This is a genomic window from Nocardia sp. NBC_01329, assembly GCF_035956715.1.
Taxonomy (GTDB): Bacteria; Actinomycetota; Actinomycetes; order Mycobacteriales; family Mycobacteriaceae; genus Nocardia.
In genome coordinates this window covers 3740169-3754064 of sequence record NZ_CP108381.1, presented here as the reverse complement: position 1 = coordinate 3754064, position 13896 = coordinate 3740169, and the positions used below count along the sequence as shown (strand labels likewise).

Sequence of the window (13896 nt, the reverse complement as noted above, 5' to 3'; positions counted from 1 at the left end):
GCTGCCGTACCGGGTCAGACCTGGGCGGCCATCCATTCGTTCACGCGGCGTTCGGCTTCCTCCCGGGAGACGTCCTCGACTCGGGTCATGACGACCCAGCGATGCCCGAACGGGTCCTTCAGGGCGCCGTAGCGGTCCCCGGTGACGAAGGTGGCGGGATCCTCGGCGACGGTGGCGCCGTGCGCGCGGGCCCGGGCGATCACGGCGTCGACATCGGGGCAGTAGTGGACGAGGGAGGTATGCACCCAGTCGCCGGTGGGCGCCAGCACGTTCTGGTCCGGCACCGGGAGTCCCAGCTGGATGGTGGAATCGCCGATCTTCAGTTCGGCGTGGGCAGGCTGCCCGTCGGGCATATCGTTGCGCGAGATCACCTCGGCGCCGAACACCGTCGTGTAGAAGTCGATGGCGGCGTTGCCGTCGGATACCGCGATGAACACGGTGATGGAGTGGTAGCCCGCGGGGATGGGATCGACTGTTTCGCTCATGAATACGACTCTGCCGGGCTCCGGCGGCGGATTATTGTAAGAAAGCGACAGCTCCCGCGGGCTTCGCGACCGGCATACACACACCGGCCGGGCATTCCGGTAGGGCGTGTGCCGTCGTCCGGCGGCGTTGATCTCACGCCGCGCACGGTCGTGGGTACCGGGCGCGGACCCGGATCGGACACCGCATCGCTGCCCGGACACACGACACCACTGTGGCGGCGGGCCGGCCCACGCTCGACAAGGCGCGCCGGTGGCTGACGCGAGGATTCCGGCCCCGGAGGTGCCCGCCGCGGGCGACCGCAAGGCGATCCTGCACCCGCACGAGCAGGAGCGGTTCCGAACCCTCGACAGGCTGCCCGCGGGTGAGTCCGTATCGGACTATGTGGAGTGGTATTGGTCGGTGCGCTGGGATATGCGTGGTCGGGCGCCCTACGCTGCGCAGGTGCTTCCATATCCGTGCGTGCACATCACTTTCGAACGTGACGGTGACCGATGCGGTGGTTTCGTGAACGGGGTCTGCACCCGGAAATTCGTCCGTGCGCTCACCGGCCGGGGGGAGACATTCGGTGTCCGGTTCCGGCCCGGCGGTTTCGGAGCCTTCACCGGGCTCGATATCGGCGTGCTGCGGGATCGTGCGGTGCCGCTGGAGGAGGTGCTGCCCGATATCGATGACCTCGTCGCCCGGGTTCTCGCGGAACCCGCCGATCCCGACCGGCGCCGTCTGGTCGAAGAGCATCTGGGCGCCCACGCGCGCCGGGACGATCCGAACTACCGGCTCGTGCTGACGATCGCCGACGCGATGGCCGGCGACCGCGAACTGACGCGGGTCGATCAGGTGACCGAGCGGTTCGGGGTGCCGGTGCGGACACTGCAACGACTCTTCCGACGCTATATCGGCGCGGGTCCGAAATGGGTCCTGCGTCGATATCGATTACAGGACGGCGCCGATCTACTGGCCCGCGGTCGTATCGCGGACCTGGCCGCGCTCGCGGCCGAGCTCGGATATTTCGATCAAGCGCATTTCACTCGCGAGTTCACCGCCGAAGTCGGAATGGCGCCGCTGGAATATGCCAAGAATTCGTTACGCTCGCGCGATGAGGTGACGTCCAAGGTTCTGCCGGCCTCATAATCGAAGATGGCATCTCGACCGAAGCGGTACCCGTCGGCGACAGTCGGCATGAGCGAGCCGGGCCCCGAGGCGGTCGCGTAGCGTGACCACGTAGGCCCTCGCTCATGCCTTATGGATATTGAGGAGCTGGACATGGATGTCGTGGTGTTGATCGGCCGGGTTATGTTCGTCATTCTGTTCCTGAGCTCGGCGCTGGGCCATTTCACCCAGACCAAGGCCATGGCGGGTTACGCGCGAGCCAAGGGCGTGCCGATGCCGGAGCTCGCCGTCCAGGGATCCGGGCTGCTGATGCTGCTGGGCAGTATCAGCATCCTGTTCGGGATCTGGGCTGATCTGGGTGCCCTGCTGCTGCTGATCATGCTCGTCCCGACCATGATCATGATGCACAGTTTCTGGAAGGAGACCGACGCGGAGGCCACCCAGATGGAGACGATCCAGTTCAACAAAGACCTCGCGCTCGCAGGCGCCTGTGTCATGCTGTTCGCGTTTTTCGCGCACACCGATGAATTGGGTCTGACGATAACGGGGCCGCTGTTCTCGCTCTGATCCGGGAAATGGTGCGGGTGCCCGCCTGTACCGGGCGGGCCCGGCACTGTGAGGAAAATCCCAGGGTGTCAACGACGTTCGAATTCCTTGTGACCGCTCACAGGTTTACCCGGGTCCGGTCGGGAATCAGCAGGTAGGCGGCGCCTCCGCAGTTCGGCCCGGGCGAAATGTGAAACGTCACCGTAGCCGGGTTCGTATGTGATGTACAACGAATCCGGATATTCGGGCCCAGGTTTCCGGCTATGGTCTACGCAGTCGCTGCGCCGCTGCCCGACTTTCTGTCGAGCTTCCGGCGCGGCCGCGTTTATACCCCGCACAGTTGGAGGAGAGAATGACCGCCTACCGGACCGTTGTCGTCGGTACCGACGGCTCGGACTCGTCGTACGTCGCCGTGGAAAAGGCCGCTTCACTGGCCGGCGCCGCGGGCTCGACGCTCATCGTGGCCTGCGCCTACTACCCGACCGATGACCGTGATGTCGCCGCCGCGAGCGATATGCTCAAGGACGAGGCGTACCAGGTACGGGGTTCGGCGCCCACGAACGAGATCCTGCGCACCGCCCGCGACAAGGCGACAGCCGCCGGCGCGAAGGAGATCGTCGAGAAGGCCATCGTCGGCGAACCGGTCGAATCCCTGCTGGACCTGGTCAGGGAAACCCAGGCGGATCTGCTCGTGGTCGGTAACCGGGGCCTGAACACGCTGGCCGGTCGTCTGCTGGGCTCGGTGCCCTCGGATGTCGCGCGCAAATCGAAGTCCGACGTGCTGATCGTGCACACCGTGCGCTGAAATCCACCCCGTGCGCTGAAATCCACACCGTGCGCTGATATCGCGACCGCGAACAACGCCCCGCCCCGGAATGTGCCTCCCGGGTGGGGCGTCCGCGTCTGTACGGGTCCGTGGTCAGTGGGCCAGACGCCGCAGTTCCGGGGGAAGCTCTCCACTGTGTACCACCGTGAGCCGCTGTGTGGCCCGGGTGATCGCGACGTACAGATCGTTGCGCCCGCGCGGTGATTCGGCGATCACCGCAGCCGGTTCCACGAGATACACCGCGTCGAATTCCAGGCCTTTGACTTCGCCCACCGTGAGCACCCGTACGGATTCGCTTGCCAGCCCGGAGAATTCGGCGACGAGTTCAGCGGGCGTCAGGACCGCGACGGTGCCGGGGCCCTGTTCCTCGGTGAGCAGACCGGCCAGGGCCGGTGCCAGTTCCGCCGCGGCCACCCGATGCGCCCGCGGCGGCCTTCCCGAATCGCGGACCGAGCGCGGCACCTCGGCGGTGGGATCGATGGTGGCCAGGACGTCGGCAGCCACCGCCATGATCTCCGACGGGGTCCGGTAGTTCACGGTGAGCTCGGTGCGTTTCCACCGCTTCGCCACATACGGCTCGAGCATGTCCGACCACGAGCTCGCGCCTGCCGGATCACCGGTCTGCGCGATATCGCCGACCACGGTGATCCACCGGTTCGGGATCCGGCGCATCACCATGCGCCAGGCCATCTCCGACAACTCCTGCGCCTCGTCCACGATCACATGGCCGTAGGTCCAGGTGCGATCGCCCGCGGCGCGCTCGGCCGTCGTCTGCCGGTTGCGCACCTGCTGGCGTTCGGCGAGCTGGCTCGCGTCGATGAGGTCGTAGGCCATCAGGATCTCCGGGTCGAGTTCGTCCTCGAGGTCCTGCGGGGCTGATCCGGTGAGGATGTCCAGCGCGTCCTGGGCCTCGGCGAGCTGGGCGCGCCAGCGCCGCCGGGCACGTTCACGCTCCTCCGCGTCGTCGGTGCCCAGGAGTTCGGCGAGCTCGTCCAACAAGGGGGCGTCGGCGGCACTGAACTCGCCGGTGCCGGTGCCGGTGCGCAGCAGTTCGGCTCGGTCGGCCGGTTCGAGCAGTTTGCCGGCGGCGCGGTCGAGACGATCGGAGTCGGCGAACAGATCGCCCAGTACCTGCTGCGGAGTGAGCAACGGCCACAGTTCGGCCAGCACCCGCTGCACCTTCGGGTCGGCACGCAATTCGTCGCTGATCTCGGACAGATCGGCGGCGCTGAGCAGGCTGCGCCCGTTACCGGCCGGATCGGCTCCCATGGTCTGCGCGAGCTGGTCGGTGAGCGCTTCGATCACCATCGAGGCGAAGACGGGGCGAGCCAGGTTGTGCGAGCGGCGCGACGAGCGAGCCCGGCCCCGGGCCCGGGTGACGATCTTACGGTCCAGGGTCACCGGGTATCCGTCGAAACTCAGGGTGACGGGTTCACTCGGCACCTGCTGTCGGTCGCGCACGGCGTTCTTCAGGATCTCCAGCACGCTCGTCGAACCCTTGAGCTCCCCGGCCCGGAGCGAGTCGGTCAGCGTAGCCTTCACACCCGGATACAGATCACCGATGGTGGACAGCAACACCCCGGTCTCACCCAGTGACGGCAATACCTGGCCGATGTAGTTCAGGAAGGTGGCGTTGGGGCCGATGATGAGCACACCGCTCTTGGCCAGCTGCTGTCGATAGGTGTACAGGAGATAGGCCGCACGGTGCAGGGCCACCGCGGTCTTGCCGGTGCCGGGACCGCCCTGCACCACGAGCACACTCTTGTGCTCGGCACGGATGATCGCGTCCTGTTCGCTCTGGATCGTTTCCACGATGTCGGCCATCTGACCCGTGCGGGCGGCGTTCAACGCCGCCAGCAGCGCGCTCTCGCTGCCGACTCCACCCTCCGACGCGGTGGCTCCGGCCTGCCGGGCCACATCCAGATCCAGGTATTCGTCGTTGACCGCGGTCACCCGGCGGTTGCGGGAGCGGATATGGCGGCGGCGCAGCACACCGTCGGGTGCGGCGGTGGTGGCCAGATAGAACGGCCGGGCCAGCGGGGCCCGCCAGTCCAGTAGCAGGGGTTCGTAATCGTTGTCCTCATCGAGGATCCCCAGACGGCCGATATAGCGCTGTTCCGGATCGCTGTGGTCGTCGGCCAGATCGATCCGGCCGAAACACAGGCCGTGTTCGGCGGCATCGTATTTGGCGAGATCCTCGGTATAGAGCTGGGTGAACGATTCCCGTTCGGTGCGCGCCTGCGGAGTACCCCCGTTTTCCAGCAGGACGGTGCGCAGCCGGTTGTCGGCGTACGCGCGCATCCCGTCGAGCCGCTCGTAGAGCACCGACAGATATGCCTGTTCGTGATCGAGGTCCCGCGTCGCCGCGTCCGGAGGCGCCGCGGCGGCGGGCGCCAGGTCGGTGGGGCGTTCCTCGGTGCGGTTGTCGGGCAAGTCCTGACTCCTTCTCACCCACGGCGGGACGGGCTCGGCGAGGCACGGCGGGATCGCGTGCACAGAGTTGTCGATTCTACTGCGGGTTCGTACTGGATGTTGTTCCCGCAGGTCGTGGCGGTGAGATCAGGAGACGTTCGAGTTGTCGCCGCGGATCGCGCGACCCAGCGCGCCGTCGCGCCGGGTCGGCGATTTCGCCTGGTACATGGCCACATCCGCGTCGTGCAGCACCGCCTCCGGGGTCCGGGTATCCCCGGGCTCCAACGTGGTCACACCGATGGACGCGTTGACCGCGATCCGGTGCCCGCGGGCGACGATCGGCTCGGCCATGGCTGCTCGCAACCGTTGGACCAGCGGTTCGAGCTCTTCATCGCCCGGCCGCCCGGCCAGCAGCACCAGGAATTCGTCACCGCCGAGCCGGCCCACCAGATCGTCGGCGCGTAGCGCGCGCTGTAGGCGGTGGGCCACGATCCGCAGGACGGTGTCGCCGATGGCGTGCCCCATCGTGTCGTTGATCGATTTGAAGCCGTCGAGGTCGATGAACATGACCGTGGACACCCGTTGGGTACCGCTGGCCGCGAGCGCCCCCGACAATTGGGAAAGGATCAGCGACCGGTTCGCCAAGCCGGTGAGCGGATCGTGGGTGGCCTGATACTCGAGCTGGCGGCGGCTGGCCAGGTGTTCGGTGATATCGGCGAACGAACACACCGCTGCGGTGCCCTGCTCGTCGGGGTTGAGCAATCGGCTCGACACCGACAGCCAGCGCTGCTGGCCGTCCGGGCGGACGATCGCGAAAACGTAGGCGGTGACGGTTTCACCGGTGGCCAGCGTCCGGGCCACCGGATGCCGTTCCCGAGGCAGTGACCGGCCGTTCGCGTCCAGCAGCTCCAGGGGCAGCTCGGTGATGTTGGCACCCACCAGCTGGGTCCGGTCGTCGATGCCGAAGATCCGGCGGGCGGCGGGGTTGGCCGAGGCGATGGTGCCGTCCCGATAGAAGACCGCCACCCCCTCCTCGAGCTGGGAGACCACCGTGGTGAAGTGCTGTTCGGCGCGGCGCTGGGCTCGCTCGGCCGCTTTCTGGGCGGTGAGATCGTGGATCACCACCTGGTAGGCGAGGCGGTCGTGCCAGGCGGTGAGTACCGAGACGGTTTCCACCGGAACCTCACGCCCGTCCAGCGCCAGCAACACCATCTCGCTGGCTTCGGAAGCGATACCGGTCGCGGTCAGGCCGGCGATGCGTTCGTACATCGGCTGCCGGAAATCCGGATGGACGAAACGGGCGATGTGCTGACCCAGTACCTCGGCGAGCTTCTCGGCACCCATGATCCGCAGGGCCGCGGGATTGGCGTAGACGACGATGCCGCGTTCGTGGACGCAGACGCCGTCAGGGGAGTGTTCGACCAGGGAGCGGTACCGATGCGCGAGCTGCTCAGCGGCAGTTGCCCTGCGCTCTCCCATACCAACCCCCATCGTCGGCGGACCCCGAACAATTCAAACACGGCGCTACTCCGGTATCCACACGCATAAAATCCGACAGAGTGGACGTGATAACTCGATAGATCACGCCACATCGTGTTCCCGGCGGTGCCGAGGGCTGGGAACCGGCGAGGGAGATTGTCATGGCGGGGACCGGACTCAGCATCGATCTTATGTCGATAACCGGGATCGGTGCGGTCACCGGGTACGGATGGGGGCGGGAAACATTCTGGGCGGGGGTAACGAGCGGTCGATCCGCGGCCCGGTTCGAACCCGGATACGGGTTGGAACCGGGGACCGGCGGCTGGGCGGCGCTGGTACCCGAGGGCGGTGATCCCGCGTACGGCACGCGCTACGGGCGGGCGGTGTTCGCGGCGGTCGACGAGGCGTTCACCGATGCCCGGGCCCGCGGCTGGGAGCCCGGTCCCCGAGTGGGTCTGGTGCACGCGGCGGTGCTCGGTGACGTCCGGCACCGGCGGGATTTCTCCGGACCCGCCGGGGAGAGTTTCCGGGGCCGGGATTTCCTCCGTCTGCTGCCCTCCACACCTGCCTCGGTGGTGACCCAGGCCTTCGGTTTCACCGGGCCGGTGATGGGGGTCTCCGCGGCGTGCAGCTCGGCCAATGTCGCGATATTGCAGGCGCGGCTGTGGTTCGCCGCGGGGCTGGTGGACGATGTGGTGTGCGTGGCCTCGGATCTGTCGGCCACTCCGGAGCTCATCCGGCAGTTCGCGAAACTCGGCGCCGCCGTCGTCGATGTCGAATCGCTGCGTGGGTGCCGACCGTTCCAGGAGGGCAGCCGAGGTTTCAGTGTAGGAGAGGCCGCGGTGGGGTTCGTGCTCAGTCGCGGTTCGGGCCGGGCCTACGCCACCATCCTCGGTGGGGCGATGAACAGCGAGGCCCATCATGTGGTTTCGGTGGAGCCGAGCCACGATCGGATCGTGGACTGCGCTAGGCACGCCCTGGCCGATGCCGGGGTCACCGCAGCGGAGATCGAGTTCTTCAACGCGCACGGTACGGGAACCGCCCAGTGCGACCGTGCCGAACGGGATCTGCTCACCCGGGTGTTCGACGACCGGCCCGCGGTGTACTCGATGAAACCGCTGGCCGGGCACTGCCAGTCCGCTTCCGGCGCCGTCGAGCTCGCGGCCGCGGCGCTGGGGTACGAGCGCGGGATCATCCCGGCACCACCCGCGTCGGCGGCGGCCCACCCCCGGCTGTTGAACGGTGCGTCCCCGGCCGGGCCCGGACTCACGGCCAAACTGTCGCTCGGGATGGGCGGTAACAATTCGATGGTGGTTCTGGGGCCGGGCGGAGCCTGAGCGGTAGGTCACCGCGGTAGAGAGTGGCCGGTGCCACGCCCCCTGGACACCTCCGGGTGGCCTACTCTGGAGAAGTGAGCCCGTCCGGCCGGCCCGTGCCGCCGGTCGTCGGCGCCCGCTCCGAAACACTGCCGGGGTGCACCCGCGTACCGGGAGGCGCGGCAGTCGGGTCACACCGAAAACGTCCGGGACCCCCGATCGGCGAAACTTGTCGGTGGTCGGTCCTACGATCACCGCGGGCCCGCCATGCGGCCCGGCGCGCGAATGCCGACCGGGCCGTCCGGGCTGTTCACCGCCCTGCGCGGACACGGTGTGAACGCATCCGGTGCCACAAGCTGGGGCTGCACAATCGACGACGAATGATGACGAGAAGGGACCGACCTGGTGGCGGAACGCCTGACTGTGCGCGGAGCTCGGGAGCACAACCTCAAGGGGGTCGATCTCGATCTGCCCCGCGACAGTCTCATCGTCTTCACCGGTTTGTCCGGGTCGGGCAAGTCCAGTCTGGCGTTCGACACGATCTTCGCGGAGGGCCAGCGCCGCTACGTGGAATCGCTGTCCGCGTACGCCCGGCAGTTCCTCGGCCAGATGGACAAACCGGATGTGGATTTCATCGAGGGGCTCTCACCGGCCGTCTCGATCGACCAGAAATCGACCAACCGCAACCCCCGGTCCACGGTCGGCACCATTACCGAGGTGCACGACTATCTGCGCCTGCTGTACGCCCGCGCCGGTGTCCCGCACTGCCCGGTGTGCTCGGAGCTGATCGCCAAGCAGACACCGCAGCAGATCGTCGACCAGGTCCTCGCCATGGAATCCGGGGTCCGGTTCCAGGTGCTGGCGCCGGTGGTGCGGACCCGCAAGGGTGAATTCGTCGACCTCTTCGACCAGTTACACGCCCAGGGCTACGCCCGGGTCCGAGTCGACGGGGTCGTGTATCCGCTCACCGATCCGCCGAAGCTGAAAAAGCAGGAGAAACACGATGTCGAGGTGGTGGTCGACCGCCTCGCGGTGAAACCGACCGCCAAACAGCGGCTGACCGATTCCATCGAAACCGCGCTGCGCCTGGCCGACGGCATCGTGGTGCTCGATTTCGTGGACCGCGCCGAGCACGCGCACGACCGGGAGCGCCGATTCTCCGAGAAGCTGGCCTGCCCCAACGGCCATCCTCTCGATATCGAGGACCTCGAACCGCGGTCGTTCTCCTTCAACTCCCCCTACGGCGCCTGTCCCGACTGCACCGGCCTGGGTGTCCGCAAGGAGGTGGACCCGGAGCTCGTAGTGCCCGATCCGGAACTCAGCCTCGCCGACGGGGCGATCGCACCGTGGTCGCGCGGGCAGAGCGCGGAGTACTTCCTGCGACTGCTGTCCGGGTTGGCCGCGGCGCAGGGTTTCGATCTGGACACGCCGTGGCGTGAGCTGACGCCGCGGGCGCGTAAGGCCGTGCTCGAGGGCAGTTCGGATCAGGTGCACATCGTCTACACCAACCGCTACGGCCGGAAGCGTTCCTACTACGCCGATTTCGAAGGTGTCATGCCGTTCCTGCAGCGGCGGCTCGACTCCACCGAGTCCGAGCAGATGAAGGAACACTACGAGGGCTATATGCGCGATGTCCCGTGCCCGGTCTGCAACGGGGCACGGTTGCGGCCGGAGATCCTGGCGGTCACCCTCACCGCGGATTCGGACCGGAAATCCATCGCCGAGGTCAGCGAACTGTCCATCCGCGACTGCTCGCAGTTCCTCAACGCGCTGACCCTGGGCGGACGGCAGGCGGCCATCGCCGGGCAGGTGCTCAAGGAGGTGCAGGCCCGGCTCGGATTCCTGCTCGATGTCGGTCTCGACTATCTGACGCTGTCGCGGGCCGCGGCCACGTTGTCCGGCGGCGAGGCACAACGGATCCGATTGGCCACCCAGATCGGATCCGGTCTGGTCGGGGTGCTCTACGTCCTGGACGAGCCGTCGATCGGCCTGCACCAGCGGGACAACCGGCGGCTCATCGAAACGCTGACCCGGCTGAAGAACCTCGGCAACACACTGATCGTGGTCGAGCACGACGAGGACACCATTCGGGCCTCGGACTGGGTGGTCGATATCGGTCCGCTCGCCGGTGAGCACGGCGGCCGGGTGGTTCACAGCGGCACCTACGCGGACCTGCTCACCGACGAGCACTCGCTGACCGGCGCGTATCTCTCCGGCCGGGAGCGCATCGAGCTCCCGATGATGCGTCGCCCGGTTAACAAGAAGCGGCGGGTCACCGTGGTGGGCGCGACGGAGAACAACCTCCGGGGTATCGATGTGGCCTTCCCACTAGGGGTGCTCACCGCCGTGACGGGTGTTTCCGGTTCGGGTAAGTCCACCCTGGTCAACGACATCCTGGCGACCGTCATGGCGAACAAACTCAACGGCGCCCGGCAGGTCCCCGGTCGGCACACCCGGGTCAACGGGCTCGATCAGCTGGACAAGCTCGTGCGGGTGGACCAGTCACCGATCGGTCGCACCCCGCGATCCAATCCGGCCACCTACACCGGGGTCTTCGACAAGATCCGCAGCCTGTTCGCCTCCACCACCGAGGCGAAGGTGCGCGGGTACCAGCCGGGCCGGTTCTCCTTCAACGTGAAGGGCGGCCGCTGCGAGGCGTGTTCCGGTGACGGCACCCTCAAGATCGAGATGAATTTCCTGCCGGACGTCTACGTTCCGTGCGAGGTCTGCCAAGGTGCCCGCTACAACCGGGAGACCTTGGAGGTGCACTACAAGGGCAAGACCATCGCCGAGGTACTCGATATGCCGATCGAGGAGGCCGCCGAATTCTTCGAACCGGTGACCTCCATCCACCGCTACCTGTCGACCCTGGTCGATGTCGGGCTGGGCTATGTCCGGCTGGGGCAGAGCGCCACGACCCTGTCCGGTGGTGAGGCGCAGCGCGTGAAACTGGCTGCCGAACTGCAGAAACGCTCCAACGGGCGGACGGTCTACATTCTCGACGAACCCACCACGGGCCTGCATTTCGAGGACATCCGCAAACTGCTCGCCGTGATCAACGGCCTGGTCGACAAAGGCAATACGGTGATCGTCATCGAACACAACCTCGATGTGATCAAAACTGCCGACTGGGTCGTCGACATGGGGCCCGAGGGTGGTTCCGGTGGCGGCACCGTGGTCGGGGAAGGAACTCCCGAGGACATCGCCGCGAACCCCGACAGCTACACCGGCCAGTTCCTGAAGGAGATCCTCGCCGCTCCGGCCGCAGGTGCTTCGGCGAAGAAGCGGGCCACAGCGGCGCGAAAGAAGGCGGCACCGGCGAAGAAGGCCGCCGCGCAGGCCGAACCGCCCGTGCAGGCACCGGACCCGCAGAAAGCGAAACGCCTGGCCCGCAAGGCGGCCGCCCTGCGTTGAGCCGCGATGCGGTGGGGGTCGCTCAGTAGACCGGGCCGGTGTACTTCTCGCCCGGCCCGGTTCCGGGTGCGTCGGGAACGGCCGAGCTCTCGCGGAACGCCTTCTGCAGTGACTGGAGCCCCTCGCGCAGAGGACCGGCGTGCGGGCCGAGATATTCGACCGATGCCGTGATCAGCCCGGCCAGCGCGGTGATGACGCGCCGCGCTTCGTCCATATCGCGGCGCGGGCTGCTGTCCGGATCGTCGTCGCCGAGCCCGAGCTTTTCCGCCGCCGAGCTCATCAGCATCACGGCGGCACGGCTGATCACCTCCACAGCGGGGATATCGGCCAGTTCGCGCACATCGCCTTCGGGCTGTTCGGTCATGGGTCCAGGCTAGAGAACCGGCGGGCAGGCTCAGCGCGCCGGTCCGGCGGCGCGCAGCAAACGCAGCTGGCCGATCTCGCTCACGTTCTTCATCAGTTCCGCAGCCACCCACGCGGCCAGGTGCGCGACGGTCAGCCCGGCGTCGGCGGGCCAGGGGTAGGACGCGGGGGCGTCGAGCTCCGCGTCGCCGGCGCCGTCGAGGATCACGAGCCATTGCTCGCGCAGGGCGGCCAGCCGGGCCAGGGCCGCGACGGTATCGCCCGGCCAGTGCACTTCGGTGCGTTCGGGCACCGGCCGGCCCTCGGCATGGGCGATGGCCGAACTCCACCACCAGCCGATATGCCAGGTGAGCCACCCGATGGTCGGTACCGGGATCGGATCGGGTTCGATCTCCGCGAAATCGGGGCGCCACACATCGTCGGTGCCGCGGTGCACCGTCCAGCTCACCCGGGCAGGTGCCCAGTGCGTATCGTCGTCGGTCAGGGCCTCGAAATGCACCTGGGACAGCGACCAGACGAGGTCGAATTGCCAGCGCAGGAGGTCACGTCGGTTGCTCACGGGCGTCGAGCCTGGCACCGAGGCCGCGCTCGGGCAACTGATTTCCCGCCGGGCGGTGAGCGGGCGATTCGGAGATCCGAACGGCAGCTGTTAAACTTTCCGGCGACGACCGCCCCGGTACTGTCCGGGGCAGCCAAGTGGAGCCCGACTCCCACCGTTGCCGGCGATGATCGCCTGGTCAAACGGTCCGGTCACCCGCCCTTCGATGGGTGGGTTTCACGATCTCGCTCCGGCGGAATCGTGAGTGCAGGCCTATAACCTGCACAGACCGGTCGACATCGGGCCTCGTAGCGGCGAAATACCGCGACGGGGCCTTCGTGTTGAACAAGGGGTTCATTGCGAGCGGTCGTCGGACGACACCGCTAGACCTAGGAGGCCCCATCAGCACTGAGACCCGCATCAACGATCGCATCCGTGTTCCCGAGGTCCGGCTCATCGGACCCGGCGGCGAACAGGTTGGGATCGTGCGTGTTGAAGATGCACTACGCGTCGCCCTGGAAGCAGACCTCGACCTCGTAGAGGTCGCGCCGGACGCACGTCCGCCGGTCTGCAAGATCATGGACTACGGCAAGTTCAAGTACGAGACCGCGCAGAAAGCGCGCGAGTCCCGGAAGAACCAGGTCCAGACCGTGATCAAGGAACAGAAGCTGCGACCCAAGATCGACGATCACGACTACGAGACCAAGAAGCGCAATGTGGTGCGCTTCCTGGAAGCGGGGTCGAAGGTCAAGGTCACCATCATGTTCCGTGGGCGCGAACAGTCCCGGCCCGAGCTCGGGTTCCGGCTGCTGCAGCGGCTGGCCTCCGACGTGGCGGAATTGGGTTTCGTCGAGACCTCGGCCAAGCAGGACGGCCGCAACATGACGATGGTCCTCGCCCCGCACAAGGGTGCGAAGACGCGGGCCAAGGCCGCGGAGGATTCCGTCCGGTCGCAGCCCGGCGGCGCGGCGCCGAATGCCGGTCGGCCGGTCGCGCAATAACAACGGCGTAGGCCGCACACTGCGGCGCCACGCCGCACTATGGCGGCGAACGCCGCAGCGTCATTGCATCGAGTCCGCAATAACGCTGATCAGTACACCTGGTCCGCCCCTGCGCGGGCACGACACAGATTGAGGTTGCCATGCCGAAGATGAAGAGCCACAGCGGCGCTTCGAAGCGTTTCAAGGTGACCGGTAAGGGCAAGCTGCGCCGTCAGCAGGCCAACCGCCGGCACCTGCTCGAGCACAAGTCCTCCCGCCGGACTCGTCGTCTGGACGGCACGGAATCGGTCGCCCCGGCCGATGTCCGCCGTGTGAAGAAGCTGCTGGGTATCTGATCCCCTCACCGGGATCGATACCGTCCGGTACCGCCTCTGCGACCGGACGCCGAAGAACCGACCCACTCGGGTG

At 67.2% G+C, this 13896-nt stretch carries 12 protein-coding genes; 7 read left to right on the top strand and 5 right to left on the bottom strand.

The genetic code is table 11. From position 1 onward, the window contains the following. Positions 1–14: 14 nt before the first annotated feature. Positions 15–485, bottom strand: a complete 471-nt coding sequence (locus OG405_RS17025; RefSeq protein WP_327147470.1) for a VOC family protein — start codon at positions 483–485, stop codon at positions 15–17. Positions 486–735: 250 nt separating this feature from the next. On the opposite strand from OG405_RS17025, the gene OG405_RS17020 reads away from it, so the two are divergent. The 3 genes from OG405_RS17020 (at position 736) to OG405_RS17010 (ending at position 2944) form a co-directional block, all read left to right on the top strand. Further along, a complete protein-coding gene (locus OG405_RS17020; protein ID WP_327147469.1) occupies positions 736–1614 on the top strand; it encodes a DUF6597 domain-containing transcriptional factor in 879 nt (292 codons plus the stop codon). Positions 1615–1746: 132 nt separating this feature from the next. Then, positions 1747–2160, top strand: coding sequence for a DoxX family protein (locus OG405_RS17015; protein WP_327147468.1), 414 nt, complete (start codon positions 1747–1749; stop codon positions 2158–2160). Positions 2161–2491: 331 nt separating this feature from the next. Next, entirely contained in the window at positions 2492–2944 is a 453-nt protein-coding gene (locus tag OG405_RS17010) for a universal stress protein (RefSeq protein WP_327147467.1), read from the top strand. Between the two features lie 114 nt (positions 2945–3058). Here OG405_RS17010 and OG405_RS17005 read toward each other — a convergent pair whose 3' ends face one another. Both OG405_RS17005 and OG405_RS17000 read right to left on the bottom strand, forming a co-directional pair. Further along, the gene (locus OG405_RS17005; RefSeq protein ID WP_327152366.1) at positions 3059–5362 is read right to left on the bottom strand and encodes a HelD family protein; all 2304 of its coding nucleotides are present in this window, start codon (positions 5360–5362) and stop codon (positions 3059–3061) included. Positions 5363–5524: 162 nt separating this feature from the next. Next, complete coding sequence (locus OG405_RS17000; RefSeq protein ID WP_327147466.1) at positions 5525–6856, bottom strand: diguanylate cyclase domain-containing protein; 1332 nt, start codon at positions 6854–6856, stop codon at positions 5525–5527. 191 nt (positions 6857–7047) lie between these two features. Here OG405_RS17000 and OG405_RS16995 point away from each other — a divergent pair, with 191 nt between their 5' ends. Both OG405_RS16995 and uvrA read left to right on the top strand, forming a co-directional pair. Then, the gene (locus OG405_RS16995) at positions 7048–8193 is read left to right on the top strand and encodes a beta-ketoacyl synthase N-terminal-like domain-containing protein (RefSeq protein ID WP_327147465.1); all 1146 of its coding nucleotides are present in this window, start codon (positions 7048–7050) and stop codon (positions 8191–8193) included. Between the two features lie 384 nt (positions 8194–8577). Continuing rightward, complete coding sequence (gene uvrA / locus OG405_RS16990; protein ID WP_327147464.1) at positions 8578–11586, top strand: excinuclease ABC subunit UvrA; 3009 nt, start codon at positions 8578–8580, stop codon at positions 11584–11586. Positions 11587–11608: 22 nt separating this feature from the next. Here uvrA and OG405_RS16985 read toward each other — a convergent pair whose 3' ends face one another. Beyond that, positions 11609–11950: a DUF1844 domain-containing protein gene (locus OG405_RS16985; protein WP_327147463.1), complete on the bottom strand. Its 342-nt coding sequence runs from the start codon at positions 11948–11950 to the stop codon at positions 11609–11611. Between the two features lie 30 nt (positions 11951–11980). Further along, positions 11981–12508, bottom strand: a complete 528-nt coding sequence (locus tag OG405_RS16980) for a DinB family protein (protein WP_327147462.1) — start codon at positions 12506–12508, stop codon at positions 11981–11983. A gap of 335 nt (positions 12509–12843) precedes the next feature. Between OG405_RS16980 and infC the strand changes: the two genes are divergently transcribed. Continuing rightward, positions 12844–13488 (top strand): translation initiation factor IF-3, encoded by a 645-nt coding sequence (gene infC, locus OG405_RS16975; protein WP_063036558.1) that lies wholly within the window; start codon positions 12844–12846, stop codon positions 13486–13488. 140 nt (positions 13489–13628) lie between these two features. Beyond that, positions 13629–13823, top strand: a complete 195-nt coding sequence (gene rpmI, locus OG405_RS16970; protein ID WP_327147461.1) for a 50S ribosomal protein L35 — start codon at positions 13629–13631, stop codon at positions 13821–13823. Positions 13824–13896: the final 73 nt, after the last annotated feature.

What these genes read in the sequence shown, in the direction of transcription:
- OG405_RS17025 (WP_327147470.1), bottom strand. Translation starts at nt 485, where the DNA reads ATGAGCGAAACAGTCGATCCCATCCCCGCGGGCTACCACTCCATCACC.
- OG405_RS17015 (WP_327147468.1), top strand. Translation starts at nt 1,747, where the DNA reads ATGGATGTCGTGGTGTTGATCGGCCGGGTTATGTTCGTCATTCTGTTC.
- OG405_RS17010 (WP_327147467.1), top strand. Translation starts at nt 2,492, where the DNA reads ATGACCGCCTACCGGACCGTTGTCGTCGGTACCGACGGCTCGGACTCG.
- OG405_RS17000 (WP_327147466.1), bottom strand. Translation starts at nt 6,856, where the DNA reads ATGGGAGAGCGCAGGGCAACTGCCGCTGAGCAGCTCGCGCATCGGTAC.
- OG405_RS16995 (WP_327147465.1), top strand. Translation starts at nt 7,048, where the DNA reads ATGTCGATAACCGGGATCGGTGCGGTCACCGGGTACGGATGGGGGCGG.
- OG405_RS16985 (WP_327147463.1), bottom strand. Translation starts at nt 11,950, where the DNA reads ATGACCGAACAGCCCGAAGGCGATGTGCGCGAACTGGCCGATATCCCC.
- rpmI (WP_327147461.1), top strand. Translation starts at nt 13,629, where the DNA reads ATGCCGAAGATGAAGAGCCACAGCGGCGCTTCGAAGCGTTTCAAGGTG.